The organism is Elongatibacter sediminis (assembly GCF_037892215.1).
GTDB lineage: Bacteria > Pseudomonadota > Gammaproteobacteria > Xanthomonadales > SZUA-36 > Elongatibacter > Elongatibacter sediminis.
Genome location: NZ_JAZHOG010000004.1, coordinates 102,554 through 119,922, shown reverse-complemented (window position 1 = coordinate 119,922; position 17,369 = coordinate 102,554). Strand labels below are relative to the sequence as shown.

At 63.1% G+C, this 17,369-nt stretch carries 18 protein-coding genes; 4 read left to right on the top strand and 14 right to left on the bottom strand.

What is annotated here, in order from left to right; genetic code table 11:
* Positions 1-26 precede the first annotated feature (26 nt).
* The 5 genes from V3330_RS07295 to miaB all read right to left on the bottom strand — a co-directional run bounded on the left by V3330_RS07295 (position 27) and on the right by miaB (position 4,951).
* Positions 27-1,148 carry a lipoprotein N-acyltransferase Lnb domain-containing protein gene (locus V3330_RS07295; RefSeq protein WP_354694746.1) on the bottom strand — a complete coding sequence of 374 codons (1,122 nt, stop codon included), beginning with the start codon at positions 1,146-1,148 and terminating at the stop codon, positions 27-29.
* Positions 1,149-1,185: 37 nt separating this feature from the next.
* Positions 1,186-2,028 (bottom strand): CorC family transporter, encoded by an 843-nt coding sequence (locus tag V3330_RS07290; protein WP_354694745.1) that lies wholly within the window; start codon positions 2,026-2,028, stop codon positions 1,186-1,188.
* Between the two features lie 156 nt (positions 2,029-2,184).
* Positions 2,185-2,631, bottom strand: coding sequence for an rRNA maturation RNase YbeY (gene ybeY, locus V3330_RS07285; protein ID WP_354694744.1), 447 nt, complete (start codon positions 2,629-2,631; stop codon positions 2,185-2,187).
* Positions 2,621-3,592 (bottom strand): PhoH family protein, encoded by a 972-nt coding sequence (locus V3330_RS07280; protein WP_354694743.1) that lies wholly within the window; start codon positions 3,590-3,592, stop codon positions 2,621-2,623. The genes ybeY and V3330_RS07280 overlap by 11 nt, the downstream gene beginning before the upstream one ends.
* 6 nt (positions 3,593-3,598) lie before the next feature.
* Positions 3,599-4,951, bottom strand: coding sequence for a tRNA (N6-isopentenyl adenosine(37)-C2)-methylthiotransferase MiaB (gene miaB, locus V3330_RS07275; protein ID WP_354694742.1), 1,353 nt, complete (start codon positions 4,949-4,951; stop codon positions 3,599-3,601).
* Positions 4,952-5,152: 201 nt separating this feature from the next.
* Between miaB and tdh the strand changes: the two genes are divergently transcribed.
* Both tdh and kbl read left to right on the top strand, forming a co-directional pair.
* A complete protein-coding gene (gene tdh, locus V3330_RS07270; protein ID WP_435791561.1) occupies positions 5,153-6,202 on the top strand; it encodes an L-threonine 3-dehydrogenase in 1,050 nt (349 codons plus the stop codon).
* Positions 6,199-7,398: a glycine C-acetyltransferase gene (kbl, locus tag V3330_RS07265; RefSeq protein ID WP_354694741.1), complete on the top strand. Its 1,200-nt coding sequence runs from the start codon at positions 6,199-6,201 to the stop codon at positions 7,396-7,398. Before tdh ends, kbl begins: the two co-directional genes overlap by 4 nt.
* A 9-nt stretch (positions 7,399-7,407) precedes the next feature.
* Here kbl and glmM read toward each other — a convergent pair whose 3' ends face one another.
* From glmM to rlmE, 4 genes are all read right to left on the bottom strand, one after another.
* Positions 7,408-8,754 (bottom strand): phosphoglucosamine mutase, encoded by a 1,347-nt coding sequence (glmM, locus tag V3330_RS07260; RefSeq protein ID WP_354694740.1) that lies wholly within the window; start codon positions 8,752-8,754, stop codon positions 7,408-7,410.
* 34 nt (positions 8,755-8,788) lie between these two features.
* Entirely contained in the window at positions 8,789-9,625 is an 837-nt protein-coding gene (folP, locus tag V3330_RS07255) for a dihydropteroate synthase (RefSeq protein ID WP_354694739.1), read from the bottom strand.
* Between the two features lie 51 nt (positions 9,626-9,676).
* Positions 9,677-11,596 carry an ATP-dependent zinc metalloprotease FtsH gene (gene ftsH / locus V3330_RS07250; RefSeq protein WP_354694738.1) on the bottom strand — a complete coding sequence of 640 codons (1,920 nt, stop codon included), beginning with the start codon at positions 11,594-11,596 and terminating at the stop codon, positions 9,677-9,679.
* An 86-nt stretch (positions 11,597-11,682) separates the two neighbouring features.
* Positions 11,683-12,306 carry a 23S rRNA (uridine(2552)-2'-O)-methyltransferase RlmE gene (rlmE, locus tag V3330_RS07245; RefSeq protein WP_354694737.1) on the bottom strand — a complete coding sequence of 208 codons (624 nt, stop codon included), beginning with the start codon at positions 12,304-12,306 and terminating at the stop codon, positions 11,683-11,685.
* A 99-nt stretch (positions 12,307-12,405) separates the two neighbouring features.
* Here rlmE and V3330_RS07240 point away from each other — a divergent pair, with 99 nt between their 5' ends.
* Together V3330_RS07240 and V3330_RS07235 are read left to right on the top strand one after the other, a co-directional pair.
* Complete coding sequence (locus V3330_RS07240; RefSeq protein ID WP_354694736.1) at positions 12,406-12,717, top strand: YhbY family RNA-binding protein; 312 nt, start codon at positions 12,406-12,408, stop codon at positions 12,715-12,717.
* Positions 12,717-13,097, top strand: coding sequence for an Mth938-like domain-containing protein (locus V3330_RS07235; RefSeq protein ID WP_354694735.1), 381 nt, complete (start codon positions 12,717-12,719; stop codon positions 13,095-13,097). Before V3330_RS07240 ends, V3330_RS07235 begins: the two co-directional genes overlap by 1 nt.
* Positions 13,098-13,125: 28 nt before the next feature.
* On the opposite strand, the gene V3330_RS07230 is transcribed toward V3330_RS07235, so the two are convergent.
* The 5 genes from V3330_RS07230 to surE all read right to left on the bottom strand — a co-directional run bounded on the left by V3330_RS07230 (position 13,126) and on the right by surE (position 17,258).
* Complete coding sequence (locus V3330_RS07230) at positions 13,126-14,070, bottom strand: sigma-70 family RNA polymerase sigma factor (RefSeq protein ID WP_354694734.1); 945 nt, start codon at positions 14,068-14,070, stop codon at positions 13,126-13,128.
* Between the two features lie 170 nt (positions 14,071-14,240).
* Positions 14,241-15,134, bottom strand: a complete 894-nt coding sequence (locus V3330_RS07225) for a peptidoglycan DD-metalloendopeptidase family protein (RefSeq protein ID WP_354694733.1) — start codon at positions 15,132-15,134, stop codon at positions 14,241-14,243.
* Positions 15,131-15,760 (bottom strand): YqaA family protein, encoded by a 630-nt coding sequence (locus V3330_RS07220; protein WP_354694732.1) that lies wholly within the window; start codon positions 15,758-15,760, stop codon positions 15,131-15,133. The genes V3330_RS07225 and V3330_RS07220 overlap by 4 nt, the downstream gene beginning before the upstream one ends.
* Positions 15,761-15,798: 38 nt before the next feature.
* On the bottom strand, positions 15,799-16,437 hold the full coding sequence (locus tag V3330_RS07215; protein ID WP_435791642.1) for a protein-L-isoaspartate(D-aspartate) O-methyltransferase: 639 nt from the start codon (positions 16,435-16,437) through the stop codon (positions 15,799-15,801).
* 35 nt (positions 16,438-16,472) lie between these two features.
* Entirely contained in the window at positions 16,473-17,258 is a 786-nt protein-coding gene (gene surE / locus V3330_RS07210; RefSeq protein ID WP_354694730.1) for a 5'/3'-nucleotidase SurE, read from the bottom strand.
* Positions 17,259-17,369 lie beyond the last annotated feature (111 nt).

Sequence of the window (17,369 nt, the reverse complement as noted above, 5' to 3'; positions counted from 1 at the left end):
ATCCGTGGAGCGTGACGTAACCGGGGTCAGGCGCCTCGCCGGCTCCAGACGACCCAGGCGGCCGCCAGGTTCAGGGGGAGAAAAGCCGCCAGCACATCTGCCGTGTATTGATGCGGCGGGGCGAGCGATGCGATCGGTACCAGCAACGCGCAGATGACGGTCAATACGGCCGCGGGCGGCGCGCCTTTGCGCCCTCCCAGCACGAGCAAGCCGAACGGTGTGAAGACCAGCAGGTTGAGGTTCCACGCGGCCACGGCATGATCGGTTCCGAACCAGAAAAACAGCAGGGCGGCACCCACGAGTCCGGTCACGGCAAGCCAGCTTCGGGCGAGAGTTCTGCCCCACCCCGCGCCGGCCCACCGCACCACCGCCGCCACGGCCGCCAGCAGACCGACCGAAGCCAGCAGATAACGCAACCAGACCGCAGTCGGACGATCCGGCGGCAATGGCGAGCCGGTTTCGTGTATGAGCACGTCTTCGACCACCAGCGGCGCACCGTTCGCCGTGAGGCCGGAAATCCCCTCGGCCAGTACCGCGGGAATGAAAAACTCATCCCAGCGCGATATCGGCCGGTCAACGGGCGAACCCAGGCCGATCTCCAGACCCAGATACAACCAGAATGCCGACTGGGTCAGGCGCCGCGTGTGGTCCCGAAAATGCAGCGGCGCGGGCTGCGTCTCGAAAGATTCACGCAGCGCACCGCCCAGTGCCAGGTCCAGCGCGTCCCGGACCCGGGTCGAACAGTTGTCGAGGTAATAGTCGTACAGGTAGTCACGGTTCTGCGGCTGAACCTGCTCAACCAGAAAGTCCGCGAGTTGCAAGGCGCGATCGGGTGGCAACGCCAGTCGTTGCGCGCGAATGGAACGGTTCTCGTTGATGTACTGCGAAAACTCGTCGGACGCCCGTTGCGCCGCTGAAAAATACAGCATCCGCCCCTGCAGGAAACGCACAAAAAAGTCTTCCTGCTCGAAGTCGAAGAAGCCGAAATTGAATGTGTGGTCCAGGCCCAGTTCGGCATCGCGAACCCAGATGGCATTGTGACCAAAGCGCTGCCAGTACACTTCCCCCGGCCCGTAGGTCACCAGCCAGATATCCGGCGTGCCACGGGGCTGGCCGGCGGCCACCGCCGGCAACAGGAGCAAAAGCAATGCCAGGCACCGCCCCAACGTCCCGGCAGGACCCCGGTTACTGGATGTCATTCAATTCGAGCGTGAGCAGCCGGCGGCTGTCGGCACGTGTGACCCGGAACTCCCAGCGATCACCCAGCACGACCACGTCATCGACCTCGGGGACACGGCCGAAACGGGCCATCAGCAAACCGCCGATGGTGCCGTATTCGTCATCACTGAACTCGCTGCCAATGACCTCGTTGAGATCATCGATCGGGGTCAGCGCCTGAACCTGGTAGCGGCGCGGGCCCAGGGACAGCACGAGGGCTTCCTCCTGTGCGTCGTACTCATCGTCGATGTCGCCGACGATTTCTTCCAGCACGTCCTCGATGGTGATCAGGCCGGAAACGCCGCCGTATTCGTCGACCACGATGGCCATGTGATTGCGGCTTGCGCGGAAGTCGCGCAACAGCATGTTCAGCCGTTTGCTTTCGGGTATCAGCATGGCCGGCCGGATCGCTGATTGAAGGTCGAAGTGCTCACCTCCGGAGGCGACGTGCGGGAGGAGGTCTTTGGCCAGCAGGATGCCGACAACACCGTCCTTGTCCTCGCCGATGACCGGGAAACGGGAGTGACCGGAATCGATGATGCGTGGCAGAAACGACTCGAGATCCACATCGCTAGGCACCACCACCATCTGCGAGCGAGGAATCATCGCATCGCGCACCTGCATTTCGGAGACTTCCAGCGCACCTTTCATCATGGCCAGCGCATCTTCGTCGATCACGCCGGCCGTGAGGCTTTCTTCAAGGAGTTCGATCAGTTCTTCGCGGTTCCGGGGAAGGTTCGACAAGGCCTTGCCGATCCGGTCGACCCACGATCTGGGCCCGGAACCGTTACTAGATTGGTCTTCTGTCATGATGCAAACCCGGTCGATGTCGTTGATTTCCTGACGAAACCAACCAGGGCCACACTGGCAACGCCATTCGCGTCTCCCCGAATATAGGGCCGCAAGGCACGTGATTCCAGTCTTTTCCGGGTGTCGGGGCAAACGGCGCCCGTGCGCGGGTCACGTTCAGGCATAGGGGTCGGAAAACCCCAGCGACTCCAGGATGTCCTTTTCAAGCCCTTCCATGTGTTCCGCCGCGGCTTGCTCTTCATGATCGTAGCCGCGCAGATGCAGAACGCCATGCACCACCAAATGAGCCCAATGGGCCACGGGTTCCTTGCCCTGGGCGCGCGCTTCCTCATCCACCAGGGGTGCGCAGATCACGATGTCCCCAAGCAGTGGCAGGTCGATTTCCGCGGGAAGCTCGGCGGGAAAGGAAAGCACATTGGTCGGGCCGGTTTTTGAGCGGTAGCGCTCATTCAGCCGGGCGCTTTCCTCGCGTCCAACCACCCGGACCGTGAGTTCAGCGGCCTCCAGACCGGCTGCGGCGCCGCGCACCCAGGATTCAAAGCGGGCGATATCCGGTACACCACGCTCATTGGTGGCGATCTGAAGGTCCAGTTCAAGATCCATCGCCGCCGCGGGTCTCTGCCTCGTAAGCCTCGACAACGTGTTGCACGATCGGGTGACGGACCACATCGCGTGCCGAAAAGTGACTGATGCTGATGCCAGGCACCTTACCCAGAATGCGCAGCGCATCGGTGAGTCCGGAAGCGCGCTTGTCCGGCAAATCGACCTGGGTGACATCCCCGGTGACCACGGCGGTCGAGCCGAAGCCAATGCGGGTCAAAAACATCTTCATCTGCTCGCGGGTGGTATTCTGCGCCTCGTCCAGGATCACGAAAGCGTCATTGAGCGTCCGCCCGCGCATGAAGGCCAGCGGCGCCACTTCGATCACGTTGCGCTCGATCAGGGTCGCCACCCGGTCGAAGCCGAGCATTTCGTAGAGTGCATCGTAAAGCGGCCGCAGGTAGGGATCGACTTTCTGCGCCATGTCGCCCGGAAGAAAACCAAGACGCTCACCCGCCTCCACCGCCGGCCGCACCAGCACGATACGCTGAACATTGTCTTCCTGCAGCGCGCCCACGGCACATGCGACCGCGAGGTAGGTCTTGCCCGTGCCCGCAGGCCCCACGCCGAAATTGATGGCGTGACTGTTGATGTTGCGCAGATAGCGCTTCTGGTTGGGCCCGCGACCGCGGATGACTCCGCGCTTGGTTTTGATGCCGATTTCCTGCGCGCTGTCGCCGGCTGCTTCCTCGAGTTCGTGAATGCCGGACTCCTGCAGGTGCAGATTCACGAGATCGGGCGTAAGCACATCCGAGGCGGTGAGCCGGTACAGGTTCTGCAGCAGGCGCCGCGCGGCGCGTGCCGCCCGCGGCTCACCTTCGACGGTGAACAGATTGCCACGACAGAAAATCTCCACCCCGAGGCGGGACTCGATCTGCTTGAGGTGGGCATCGAACTGGCCGCACAGGTTAGCGAGCCGCAAAGTGTCCGCGGGTTCCAGTTCCAGGGTCAGGCGTTCGCTCATGGGGTATCAGGCAACAGCGACCGTTCCGCGCTCACCGGTCACCAGCCGGCCCCGCAGGGAGTGACTGAGCGCCTCGGTGATAACGACATCGGCAAAACACCCGATGACCTCGCGGGGCCCCTGAAAGTTGACCACCCGGTTGTTTTCGGTCCGGCCCGCGAGCTCCGCCGGATCCTTGCGGCTGGGCCCTTCGACCAGAATTTTCTGTACCGAACCCACCATGCCTTCGCTGATGCGCGCTGCCTGCTCGTTGATCCGCGCCTGAAGCCGCGACAGGCGGGACTTCTTCCCGGCGAGGTCCAGGTCGTCCGGCAGGCTGGCCGCCGGCGTACCCGGCCGGGCCGAGTAAATGAAGCTGAAGCTCTGGTCGAAATCGAGTTCTTCGATCAGTTTCATCGTGTCCTCGAAATCACGGTCCGTTTCTCCCGGAAACCCGACGATGAAATCCGACGACAGGCTGATATCCGGCCGAACCGCGCGCAGCCGGCGGATTTTCTGCTTGTACTCGAGCGCTGTATGCCCGCGTTTCATCAGCGAAAGAATCCGGTCTGAACCGCTCTGTACCGGCAAATGCAGGTAGTTCGCCAGTTCCGGCACCTCGGCAAACGCATCGATCAGACTGTCGGAAAACTCCACCGGATGCGAGGTGGTGAAGCGAATGCGATCCACACCGTCGATGGCGGCCACGTAGTGGATCAGCAAAGCGAGATCCGCGGTCGTGCCATCGTGCATCGGGCCACGATAGGCGTTGACGTTCTGCCCCAGCAGATTGATCTCGCGAACTCCCTGTTCGGCCAGGGCGACACATTCGGCGATCACATCGTCGAAGGGCCGGCTGACTTCCTCACCACGGGTGTAAGGCACCACACAGAAACTGCAGTACTTGCTGCAGCCTTCCATGACCGATACGAAAGCGGTCGGCCCCTGGGCACCCGGAGCCGGCAGATTGTCGAATTTTTCGATTTCAGGAAAACTGATGTCGATCGCCGGCTCGCGCTGCGAGCGAACCTGGTCCAGCATGCCCGGCAACCGGTGCAGTGTCTGAGGCCCAAACACCATGTCGACATACGGCGCACGGTCGATGATGGCCGAACCCTCCTGGCTGGCCACGCATCCGCCAACCCCGATCACGACCCGGGGATTGCGTTGCTTGAGGTGCTTCCATCGGCCCAGTTGGGAAAACACCTTTTCCTGGGCCTTGTCCCGGATTGAACAGGTGTTGATCAGAATGACGTCGGCCTCGTCTTCGCAGTCGGTCAATTCCAGGCCGTGTGAAGCCAGCAATACATCCCGCATCTTGTCGGAATCGTACTCGTTCATCTGACAACCGTGGGTCTTGATGTAAAGCTTGCCTGCCATGCGGTTCTGTCCCGTTGAAAACTGGTGAATTCGCGCGGCAGGGTCGACGGCTGCAACCGCAGACAAGCGCGCGCGGGGAACCGCGTAGAATACACGCTGGAGCGGCTCCACGCCACGCCGGGGCCGTAACGCTTCGTCTATAATCCGCAGTTCGAATCGCGGGCCGCGTCGGCTCCGGCACAGACTCTTCGGAGAGGTCGAATGAGCGAAACAATGCGCGCGCTCGTCAAGGAAAAAAGCGAGCGGGGAATCTGGATGGCCGAGGTCCCTGTTCCCGAACCCGGCACCAACGAGGTCCTGATCCGGCTGGAAAAAACCGCGATTTGCGGCACCGACCTGCATATTTACAACTGGGACGAGTGGGCGCGGCGCACGATCCGACCGGGACTCGTCATTGGCCACGAATTCGTCGGCATCATCGAACACCTGGGTGACGGTGTGACCGGTTACGCCGTGGGAGACCGCGTCTCGGCCGAGGGACACGTGGTCTGCGGTCATTGCCGCAATTGCCGCGCGGGCCGGCCGCACCTGTGCCCCAACACCGTTGGCATCGGAGTCAACCGCGACGGCGCCTTCGCCGAATTCGTCGTCGTTCCGGCATCCAATCTCTGGCCTATTCCGAACGAGATCGCACCTGAACTCGCCGCGTTTTTCGACCCCTTCGGCAATGCCGCGCATTGTGCCCTGCAATTCGACCTGGTGGGTGAAGACGTACTGATCACCGGCGCCGGGCCGATCGGCATCATCGCCGCCGGGATTTGCCGCCATGTCGGAGCCCGTCACGTGGTGATCACCGACGTCAATCCGTACCGCCTCGAACTGGCCCGGAAAATGGGCGCCAGCCACACCCTCGACGTGCGCTCGGAATCGATCGCCGATCTGGTCGCGGAGTTGCGCATCGATGGTTTCGACATCGGACTCGAAATGTCGGGACATCCAGTGGCGTTCAACGACCTGCTCCATCACATGTACCATGGCGGCAAGGTCGCCCTGCTGGGCCTGTTGCCCGAAGGCACCGGTTGCGACTGGGACCAGATTATTTTCAAGGGGCTGGAGTTACACGGCATCTACGGCCGCCGCATGTACGAAACCTGGTACAAAATGACCCAGATGGTGCTGACCGGCTTTCCGCTGCAAACCGCACTCACCCACCACATTCCGATCACTGAATTCGAACACGGTTTCGAGCTGATGAGCAGCGGACAGTGCGGCAAGGTCGTGTGCGACTGGACGGGAGAAATCGGATCATGAATGAACCACGCGGCACCGCGGCGCTGGAGCACTTTCGCGCGTCCCTGGAAGAAATTCGGGCGGCCGGGCTGTACAAGGATGAACGCATCATCACCAGTCCCCAGTCCGTGGAAATCCGGATTCGCGATGGCCAGGAGGTGCTGAACTTCTGCGCCAACAACTATCTCGGACTGGCCGACAACGACGAGGTCATCGCCGCCGCGCACCGGGCTTTGGACGATCATGGCTTCGGTCTGGCCAGCGTCCGGTTCATCTGCGGCACCCAGGATCTGCACAAGGAGCTGGAAAGCGCCGTTTCACGATTCTTCGGCACCGACGACACCATCCTTTACACGTCCTGCTTCGATGCCAACGGCGGATTGTTCGAGACGCTGCTGGGTCCCGAGGACGCGGTAATTTCCGATGCGCTGAATCACGCGTCGATCATCGACGGCATTCGCCTGTGCAAGGCACAGCGCCACCGCTATCCCAACAGCGACATGGAGGCGCTCGAGGAAGCCCTGCGCCAGACCCGCGATTGCCGCACCCGCCTGATCGCGACCGACGGTGTGTTCAGCATGGACGGGTACATCGCGCGCCTGGACCGAATCATCGAGTTGGCCGAACGCTACGATGCGCTGGTCATGGTCGACGACAGCCACGCCACGGGATTCGTCGGACCCACCGGTCGCGGCTCGGCCGAGCATCACGGTGTGATGGAGCGGGTCGACATTTTCACCTCCACCCTCGGCAAGGCGCTCGGGGGCGGCTCGGGCGGATTCACCACCGGCCGGCAACCGGTGATCGACCTGCTGCGCCAGCGATCACGGCCGTACCTGTTTTCCAACACCCTGCCGCCCGCCCTGGTCGCGGCCTCGATCCGGGTGTTCGAAATGCTCAGCGCCACGACCGAACTGCGGGACCGCCTGATCGCCAATACACGCTATTTCCGGACCGCCCTGAGCCAGGCCGGCTTCGACATCAAGGCCGGTGAACATCCGATCGTGCCGGTCATGCTGTACGACGCGCCCCTGGCGCAGGAGTTCGCGGCGCGGCTGCTGGACGAAGGCATCTACGTGATCGGGTTTTTCTTTCCGGTAGTACCTCAGGGGGAGGCCCGAATCCGGGTGCAATTGTCGGCTGCGCATCAACGCGAGCATCTGGACCGGGCGGTCGAAGCGTTCACCCGGGTCGGGCAGGCACTGGGCGTTATCTGAACGGCCCGGTCAGCCCTGCAGTTCCTGTTTCACGGTATCCGCCAGTTCCCGGGCCAGCCGTTCGACTTCTCCGGAATCACTGCCTTCCAGTGTGACCCGGATCAGCGGCTCGGTCCCCGAAGGACGCAGGATGACCCGGCCCTTGCCATTCAGCCGCGCCTCGACATCCCGCACCGCGTCGCGAATCCGGCCGGACTCCTCGAAACGGCCCCGGGCTTCCGGCGCAACCGGTACGTTGATCATGGTCTGTGGAAACTTCTCGAAACCATCGGCCAGCTCCGCCAGCGATTTGCCACTGCGCACCATCACTTCCAGTACCTGTAGCGCACTGATGATCCCGTCACCGGTGCTGGTGCGATCCAGGCACAGGATGTGACCCGAGGCCTCACCACCCAGTTTCCAGCCATTTGCAGTCAAGGCGCGATGGATATGGCGATCGCCCACCGGCGTGCGCTCAAACGGAATACCGCACTCACGCAGAGCCAGCTCCAGTCCGAAATTCGACATCACCGTGCCGACCACTCCGCCGTCGAGCTGCCCCGCGTTCTGGCGCGCGACCGCCATGATGTACAGCAACTGATCACCATCGACCAGATTTCCGTCCGCATCGGCCATGACGACACGGTCACCGTCGCCGTCCAGCGCGATGCCGACATCCGCCCCGGTATCGCTGACGCCCTTGAGCATGGCGGCCGGATGGGTCGAGCCGCAATCGCGATTGATGTTCATGCCATCCGGGTCGTCGCCCAGAGTCCGGACATCGGCTCCGAGCTCTTCCAGCACGGCCGGCGCGACCCGGTAGGTGGCGCCGTTGGCGCAGTCCAGAACGATTCGCATGCCCCCGAGCGACGTACCGAACGGGGTCGTACCCTTGCAGAATTCAATGTAGCGCCCGGCCGCATCGTCCACCCGTGACGCCTTGCCGAGCCTGGATGACTCCACCGTCGTGAACGGACGTTCGAGTTCCTCCTCGATGGCCCGTTCCTGCTCGTCGGAGAATTTCTCGCCATCGGCCGAGAAAAACTTGATGCCGTTATCCTGATACGGGTTGTGCGAGGCTGAAATCACGATGCCCGCGCAGGCATACAGGGTGCGGGTCAGGTAGGCGATGGCCGGGGTGGGCATCGGACCCAGCAACAGGACATTCGCGCCTGCTGCCGCCAGCCCCGCTTCAAGCGCGGATTCGAACATGTAACCCGAAATTCGCGTGTCCTTGCCGATGACGACCGAGCGGCGCTCGTTGCGGGCGAGCACCACGCCAGCGGCCCGACCCAGGCGCAGCATGAAGTCGGCGGTGATCGGCGGCTCCCCAACCCTGCCGCGAACCCCGTCGGTGCCGAAATAGGTTCTGCTCATGGGGAGATTCTAACTCCAACTGGACCAAAACCGTTCATTGGGAGCCCGTGGCAGCGAGGAATTTGAGCGCGTCGACCGTCTCCGGCACGTCGTGTACGCGCACGATGGACGCACCGGCCTGTGCCGCGAGCACGGCGCCGGCGACCGATGCCGCCAGGCGGTCGCCCACGGCCCGGCCGGTGATCGCACCCAGCATGGATTTGCGTGAAATGCCGATCAACAGCGGGTAGCCGAGGCCGGACAGGCGGGGGATCGCCCGAAACAGTTCGATGTTGTGCTGCAGGGTCTTGCCGAAGCCGAATCCCGGATCGAGCACAATGCGCCCGGAGGGGATACCGGTGGATTCACATTCTCGTGCGCGGTCGAGCAGGAAGGACTCCACTTCGCCAACAACATCCTGATACCTTGGCTGCGTCTGCATGCTGCGCGGTTCCCCGAGCATGTGCATCAGACACACCGGCACACCCAGTCCGGCCGCCGCCCCGAGCGCACCCTCGTCACGCAGCCCGCGGACGTCATTGATCATGGATGCACCGGCGGCCACCGCCTCGCGCATCACTTCGGGTTTGCTGGTATCGATGGAAATCGGGGTGGGGACGCGGGCGCGAATCTGATCGATCAGCGGCACCACGCGTTGAAGTTCCTGGTCGTCGGACACGGGACCGGCCCCCGGACGCGTGGATTCACCCCCCAGATCGAGGATGTCCGCGCCGGCCGCCGCCATGGACAGCGCGTGATCCAGCGCCGTCGCCGGATTCGTCCACAAACCACCGTCGGAGAAGGAATCCGGAGTCAGGTTCAGAATACCCATGACCAGGGGCGGCCGGATTGGCCGGTCATTTCCCGGCAAGCCTGGAATGGCGATGCTCATGCGCGAACCTGACCTGCGATGCGAACGTACCGGCGTCCTCCGCCGGTACGGTCAGACCTGCTCGGCGGGCCCACCGATCGTTGAGCGCCCTTCCTCGTCATCGTCGACGTCCGGCTTGGTACCCGTGTCGGAATCGGTCCAGTCCTCGGGTGGATCGGGTTCCCGGCCTTCCATGATCTGGTCGATCTGCCGGCCGTCGATGGTTTCGTACTTCATCAGGGCGTCGGCCATCAGGTGCAGCTGGTCCATGTGGCTGTCGAGCAGTCTGTGGGCCAGATCGTGGGCATTCTCGACGATGCGGCGAACCTCTTCGTCGATCAGGCGGGCGGTTTCATCCGACATGTGCTTGTGCTGCGTTACCGAGCGGCCGAGGAACACCTCGTCCTCGTCCTCGGAATACGCCAGCGGGCCCAGCTTGTCCGTCAGCCCCCAGCGAGTCACCATGTTGCGCGCGATACTGGTGGCCCGCTCGATGTCGTTGGATGCGCCGGTGGTCACATTCTCCGGCCCGAAGATGATCTCCTCGGCGACGCGGCCACCGAACAGGCTGGCCAGCTGGCTTTCGAGCTGTTTGCGCGACACGCTGTACTTGTCCTGTTCGGGCAGGAACATCGTGACACCCAGCGCCCGACCGCGCGGAATGATGGAAACCTTGTAGACCGGATCGTGCTCCGGCACCAAACGACCGACGATGGCGTGCCCGGCTTCGTGGTAGGCGGTCAGACGCTTTTCCTTCTCCGACATCACCATCGAGCGACGCTCGGAGCCCATCATGATCTTGTCCTTGGCCCGGTCGAGGTGATCCATGGTCACCTGCCTGGCGTTGTCACGCGCCGCGAACAGGGCCGCCTCATTGACCAGGTTGGCCAGATCGGCACCGGAAAATCCGGGCGTGCCGCGGGCGATGACCTTGGCCTTGACGTCGTCACCCAGCGGTATCTTGCGCATGTGTACTTTGAGGATGGCTTCCCGGCCGCGAATGTCGGGCAGGGGCACCACCACCTGACGGTCGAAGCGGCCCGGACGCAACAACGCCGGATCGAGCACGTCTGGACGGTTGGTCGCGGCGATCACGATCACGCCCTCACCGCCCTCGAATCCGTCCATTTCCACCAGCAGCTGATTCAGGGTCTGCTCACGTTCATCGTGGCCGCCGCCGAGGCCGGCGCCGCGATGGCGGCCCACCGCGTCGATCTCGTCGATGAATATGATGCACGGAGCGTGCTTTTTGGCCTGCTCGAACATGTCGCGCACCCGGGACGCACCCACGCCGACGAACATCTCGACGAAGTCCGATCCGGAAATCGAAAAGAACGGCACCTTGGCTTCACCGGCAATGGCCTTGGCCAGCAGGGTTTTGCCGGTACCTGGCGAACCCACCATCAGCACACCGCGCGGTATATGGCCGCCCAGTTTCTGGAATTTGGAGGGGTTGCGCAGAAATTCGACCAGTTCGCTGACCTCTTCCTTGGCCTCTTCGACCCCGGCGACATCGGCGAATGTCACTTTCACCTGGTCCTCACCCTGCAGCTTGGCCCGGCTCTTGCCGAATGACATGGCGCCGCGGCCCGCGCCACCGCCCTGCATCTGGCGCATGAAATACACCCACACCCCGATCAGCAGCAGAATCGGCGCCACGCCCAGAATCAGATCCACCAGTACGGAACGCTCAGCCGGCGGCTCGGCGGTGATCTCCACCCGGTTCTCGACCAGGTCGTCGATCAATTTCGGATCGGGCGGGCCGAACGTACGGAAATCGTTGCCGTCGCTGGTTCGCCCGGAAATCTGGTTGCCGTTGAGGCTGCTCTCGATGTGCACCTCGGCCACCTGACCGTTACGCACATCGGCCAGGAACTCCGAATACGCCAACGAGTCCGGCACATTGCTGACGTTGGCGTAGTGATTGAATATGGACACCAGAACGATCGCGATAATCGCCCAGGTCAACAGGTTTTTGGCAAGATCGTTCAAATCCCGTTCCTCGTTTCAGCGGGCCTCGCTTCCCCGGACCCGTGCACCCCGCATACCGGCGTGCCTGCGTTCAATAACTGACCAATTTACTCGACCCGATGCCCCAGGGCCAGCAGGTACACTTCCCGGCTGCGCGGGCGTGAAGCTTCCGGCTTCCGCACGCTGACCTTGTCGAATGAGCCGCGAACGTCCCGCACGAAGGCATCGAAGCCCTCACCCTGAAACAGTTTGACCAGGAATCCGCCGCCCGTCTTGAGATGGTTGCGGGCGAAATCCAGCGCCAATTCAGCGAGGTACATCGACCGCGCCTGATCCGTTGCCGCCATACCGCTCATATTGGGGGCCATGTCCGACAAAACAAGATCGACGGAAGCGCTCTCCAGCGCTTCCTCCAGCGCCTGTAACGGCTCGTCTTCGGTAAAATCGCCCTGGATGAATCGAACCCCGTCCAGCGGCTCCATGGCCAGCAGGTCGAGCCCGATGACCTTCCCGTTGGATCCGACATCGGATAGCGCCACCTGGCACCATCCACCGGGCGCGCAGCCCAGGTCGACCACGGTCATGCCGGACCGGATGAAACCGTACTTTTCCTGCAACTGCAGTAACTTGAATGCCGATCGCGAACGCAAACCGAGTTGCTGCGATTTCTTGACGTACGGATCATCGAAATGTTCGGCCAGCCAACGCTTGCTGCTCTTGCTGCGGGACATCGTCAGATAGTGCCTCGTGTTAGAATGCGGCGCCTTGGCGGCGTACACGACCCATCGGGTCGCCTGCGCTGGTCAGTTTGCCACACACGGAACTTCCGCATGCCCCTCACCAACCCGCAAATCCGCTACCTTCGAGGCCTCAGTCACCCGCTGCAGCCGGTTGTCACGGTCGCGGCGAAAGGCCTCACTGAAAACGTGATGGCCGAACTCGACTCCGCATTGAGACACCACGAGCTCATCAAGGTTCGCCTGCGGGCGGCACGTGAGCAGCGCCAGAAATGGATCGGGGAGATCGAACAGGCCTGCGGGGCCGAAATCGTGCACACCATTGGCCAGGTCGCCTGCTATTTTCGCCGCAACCCCAAAAAACCCGTGATCGCGCTGCCGGAGGGCGGCGGTCGCTCCGCCTGATGGTGGACCTGACCCTCGAGCGGCCTGGCGACCACCTGTTTATCCGCTCCGTCGGCGAGGAGGGCATCCAGGTGGTCGATGACTGGCATACGCGCTCGATCGTGGTGGGCGTTCAGCGATTGATCGCAGACTGGGCTCCCGGTAGCGCGAGCGACATCGAGGCAGAGCACCTGGGGATCATCTTTGAACTCCAGCCCGAAGTCGTGATCGTCGGTACCGGACAGCGCCAGCATTTTCTCGCACCGGAGTTGCAGATGGCTTTTCTCGGTCGGGGCATCGGGGTGGAATTCATGGCCACCCGGGCCGCATGCCGTACCTTCAACATTCTGGTATCCGAGGGCCGCAACGCGGCCGCAGCACTGATCCCGCCCAACGCCTGAAGCTGAGTCCGGGCCGGCACGACAGCTGCTAGTCCATGAACGGCGTTTCCGCGAATCCCTCGCGATTCGAAATGTCACGCAACTGCTCCAACGCACCCATCTGGATCTGACGTACGCGCTCACGGGTCACACCCATAAGACGGCCGACTTCCTCCAGGGTGCGACGACCGTGCCCGTGCAATCCGTAGCGGTGTTCGACCACTTCCCTCTGTTGCTCGGTCAACTGCTCCAGCCAGTGATCGAGCAGCCGGCCGGCCGCCGTGTCGGAATACTGCACTTCGGGAGTGCGATAGCAATCGTCGGCAATCGAATCCAGCAACATGCGATCGGACCCCCGGCTCACCGGCTCATCGGCCGACGAGGTCGGTTCGTTGAGTTCCCACAGGGCCATTACAGTTTGAGGGTCAACGTCGAGTTCGGCCGCCATTTCATTCGGGGTGGGCTTGCGACTGAGCTTTTGCTCGAGGTTGCGCGACGCGCGCAGGTGCGTCGTCAACTCACGAATGACGTGAATGGGCAGGCGAACGGTACGGCATTGGTTCATGATCGCGCGCTCGACAGACTGTCGAATCCACCACGTGGCATAGGTGGAAAAACGGCAACCGCGTTCGGGGTCGAATTTCTCCACCGCGCGAATCAGACCGAGATTACCCTCCTCGATCAGATCCAGCAGCGGCAGTCCACGGTTGGTGTAGGCGCGGGCCACCTTGACCACCAACCGAAGATTGGATTCGATCATGCGCTGCCGGCTGGCCGCACAACCTTTCTGGGCAGCCGTCGACAGATCGATTTCTTCCTGCGCGGTCAGCAGGCGGGCGCGGCCAATCTCGCTGAGGTAGAGGTAGGTGACATCGCCATGGTGGCTGGCGGCGCGCGGCCGGGACCTGCCCTTGGACAGGGACTGCGGTTTCTTGCCGGCATCTTGCCGATCTAAAGCGGGAACGTCCTTGTGACCCGTGCGGGCCTCGCGCATCCCCCCCTCCCGGCGCCAAACGGCGCGCGACGATCGGACCACCCTGCCGAGCTTCCGTATTTCCGATCGCCGCAATGATCAGTCTGCGGCAGAGTGGACGTACCAAGGTATCACAACTTTTCCTGCGTGTCAGTGCCGTACTGACTCCGCCCCCCGGAACCGGAACATGGCTAACGCGACGGCAGATAGTCCAGCGGATCGCGGGGCGTGCCATTCACCCGGATTTCGAAATGCAACACTTCCTGGTTGCGATCGTTCGTTCCCATTTCCGCGATTTTGGCGCCGGCGGCCACCTGCTGCCCTTCGCTCACCAGCCTCCGGCTGTTGTGCGCGTATGCACTGAGCATGCGGTCACTGTGCTTGATGATGATCAATTCACCGTAGCCAATCAGTCCGCTGCCGCTGTACACCACCTGCCCTCCGGCCGCCGCGGTCACCGGCTGTCCCGCCTTGCCAGCGATGTCGATACCCTTGCGCGATGGATCACCCGCGATGAAACGGCCAAGCACCCGGCCTTCGGTGGGCCACAGCCATTGGCTCGGGTCCGCGCCGGAAACCGGGGCGGCCTGCGGCGGCGGTGGCCGGGTCTCGGTCCGGGTAGCCGTGCTCTGCGTCGCGGGCGGAGGCGGCTGCGCTGGTGCCTCGACCGCCTTCGGAGCGGTGTCGACGGTACTCGCTCTGGGTGTATCCAGTGCCCGCGTCGTTGCCCTGCCCGTGCCGGCGGCGGGCCGCGTCACCACACCTGAAGTCGATGCCTGACGGGTTTCGGACACGGTGGAAGCGGTGCTTCCCCGCTGTGGCGACAAGCGCAGAAGCTGATCGGGAAGTATCACGTAGGGCGCCCGGACCTGGTTCCAATGGGCCAGTTCACGCCAGTCCAGCCCGTACCGGAAGGCGATCGCATACAGGGTGTCGCCACGACGGACCCGGTAATGACCATCCGGAGTGGAGCCCGCGTATGACTGCCCGGCGCTGCGGTCCACGACCGGCGCTGGCGGCGGGCCTGCACAGGCCGAAACGATGAGTGCAATCAGAAAAGCGGAGACGATTCCGGTTCGGTTCATGCGGATCCCCCCAGTAGCTTCCATGCCAGCAACCCGATGACAGCCAGGGCCAGCGTCACCCAGCCGATGGTGTCGACCCAGTTACGCAGGCGGTCCGCTGCACCCGCACCGAGCGCCCGGATCAACCCGGCGACCAGAAAGAACCGGCCGCCCCGGCCCAGCGCGGAACCGAAAACAAAGGGCAGAAACGGCATCCCCACCACGCCGGCGCTGATGGTGAAAATCTTGTAGGGAATCGGTGTAAATCCAGCCAGCAGAATGTATGCAAACCCCCATTTGTCAAACGCGGCCACTGCCTGATTGAACAATTCCGCGTAGGGCGACGCAAGCAACCAGGGCTCGATGGCGGCAAACGCCCAGCGCCCTATCAGGTATCCGAACAGCCCCCCCAGTACCGAACTGACCGTGCAGATCAGCGCGAAACGAACTGATTGCACCGGGCGCGCCAGGCACATCGGTGCGAGCATCACATCCGGCGGCACAGGAAATACGCTGGACTCCGCGAAGCTCAACCCGGCCAGTATCGCCGGTGCCCGCGGGTGGGCGGACCAGCCCAGCACCCGGTCGTACAGTTTCCGCCAGGGCTGCCAGCCAGGCCGGGCTTCCGAAGCCGGGTCAGCGGACATGGCGAATTCCAATCCCTGGAAACCGGGGCTTCACGTGATCAGCTCAATCCGCCCAGCATGGGCACGAAAATGACACCACCGAGATTCTCCTCCTCGAAATCGTCCTCGGTCCGTCGGATGGACAGCAATTGCTGCATACCGTTCCGCTCCACCGGAACGATCATGACGGCCCCGACTTTGAGTTGGTGCAGCAACTCCTCTGGCACCGCGGAAGCCGCCGCGGTGACGATGATGCCATCGAACGGCGCCTGGCTGGGCCAGCCTTCATGGCCATCCGCGTGCCGCGTGTAAACATTATGCAGCCGCAAGCGGTGAAAGCGGCGACGGGCCTGCCGCAGCAGTTCCTCGATGCGCTCGACGGTAAACACCTGATCGACGAGTTGCGCGAGCACGGCTGCCTGATATCCGGAGCCGGTGCCGACTTCGAGGACTTTTTTGGGTTTGCCACCCTCCAGCAGCGCTTCGGTCATTCGCGCCACGATGTAGGGCTGGGAGATGGTCTGACTCTGGCCAATGGGCAACGCGGTATCTTCGTAAGCCCGGCTGGACAGCGCTTCATCGACGAATTCGTGCCTGGGCGTGGCTCCGATCACGCGCAGCACGCGCTCGTCACGTATTCCGTGCTCGCGCAGCCGCCGCACCAGGCGGTCCCGCGTTCGTTGGGATGTCATGCCGATGCCGCTGGGCTCGGGAGACGGTTTACGTTGCCGGATCACGACCCCGTATTCCTGCGGTCCGGTTCGCCCAGTTCGATATCCGCGACCCAGCCGGCGACCTGTTCGAGCGCCTGGTAACGAGTCAGGTCGATGTGAATCGGCGTGATCGAGACATACCCGCGGCGCACCGCATCGAAATCCGTGCCCGGCCCGGCGTCCTGTTCGGCGCCCGCCGGCCCGATCCAGTACATCGGGTTGCCGCGCGGATCCATCATGCGCACCGTCGGCTCGGCCCGGTGGCGGTGACCCAGCCGTGTGACTTCGAAGCCCTTGATGTCTTCCCAGGGAAGATCGGGCACGTTGATATTCAGAATGGTGTCCGCAGGCAGTGGGTCGCTTCGCAATCGCTCCACGACCCGTGCGACCGCGCGGCCGGCGGTTTCGTAATACGCCGGTTTCTCATTGAACACCAGCGATACCGCGATGGCCGGAAGCCCCAGGAAGCGGCCCTCCATCGCCGCCGCCACCGTACCCGAGTAAATCACGTCGTCGCCCAGATTGGCGCCCGCATTGATCCCCGAAACCACCATGTCGGGATCCTGCTCGAGCAAACCCGTCAACGCGATGTGCACACAATCGGTGGGTGTGCCACTGACCCGGTACATCCGGTCGCCGACTTCACGGATGCGTACCGGCGAATCCAGGGTCAGGGAGTTGCTCGCGCCGCTGCGATTCTGATCCGGCGCCACGATGGTGACGGCCCCCAGGTCCCGCATCCAGTCCGACAGGACTTGAATACCGGGTGCGGTAATCCCATCGTCATTGCTGATCAGAAATTGCATGCCCTGTATCGCTGCTGGCGCCAGCGTACCGACCCGGTGCGGCTTGCATTCCGGGCCCGAAACGGCGGCAAAGAAGAGCTGCTATTGTACGGGCTATCGCGGGGTACGGAA

Coding starts and splice junctions, on each gene's coding strand:
- V3330_RS07225 (WP_354694733.1), bottom strand. CDS start 15,134: ATGAACCGAACCGGAATCGTCTCCGCTTTTCTGATTGCACTCATCGTT.
- folP (WP_354694739.1), bottom strand. CDS start 9,625: ATGAGCATCGCCATTCCAGGCTTGCCGGGAAATGACCGGCCAATCCGG.
- rlmE (WP_354694737.1), bottom strand. CDS start 12,306: ATGTCCCGCAGCAAGAGCAGCAAGCGTTGGCTGGCCGAACATTTCGAT.
- V3330_RS07280 (WP_354694743.1), bottom strand. CDS start 3,592: ATGAGCGAACGCCTGACCCTGGAACTGGAACCCGCGGACACTTTGCGG.
- kbl (WP_354694741.1), top strand. CDS start 6,199: ATGAATGAACCACGCGGCACCGCGGCGCTGGAGCACTTTCGCGCGTCC.
- V3330_RS07230 (WP_354694734.1), bottom strand. CDS start 14,070: ATGCGCGAGGCCCGCACGGGTCACAAGGACGTTCCCGCTTTAGATCGG.
- surE (WP_354694730.1), bottom strand. CDS start 17,258: ATGCAATTTCTGATCAGCAATGACGATGGGATTACCGCACCCGGTATT.
- V3330_RS07235 (WP_354694735.1), top strand. CDS start 12,717: ATGGTGGACCTGACCCTCGAGCGGCCTGGCGACCACCTGTTTATCCGC.
- V3330_RS07240 (WP_354694736.1), top strand. CDS start 12,406: ATGCCCCTCACCAACCCGCAAATCCGCTACCTTCGAGGCCTCAGTCAC.
- V3330_RS07290 (WP_354694745.1), bottom strand. CDS start 2,028: ATGACAGAAGACCAATCTAGTAACGGTTCCGGGCCCAGATCGTGGGTC.
- V3330_RS07220 (WP_354694732.1), bottom strand. CDS start 15,760: ATGTCCGCTGACCCGGCTTCGGAAGCCCGGCCTGGCTGGCAGCCCTGG.
- ybeY (WP_354694744.1), bottom strand. CDS start 2,631: ATGGATCTTGAACTGGACCTTCAGATCGCCACCAATGAGCGTGGTGTA.
- glmM (WP_354694740.1), bottom strand. CDS start 8,754: ATGAGCAGAACCTATTTCGGCACCGACGGGGTTCGCGGCAGGGTTGGG.
- miaB (WP_354694742.1), bottom strand. CDS start 4,951: ATGGCAGGCAAGCTTTACATCAAGACCCACGGTTGTCAGATGAACGAG.
- tdh (WP_435791561.1), top strand. CDS start 5,153: ATGAGCGAAACAATGCGCGCGCTCGTCAAGGAAAAAAGCGAGCGGGGA.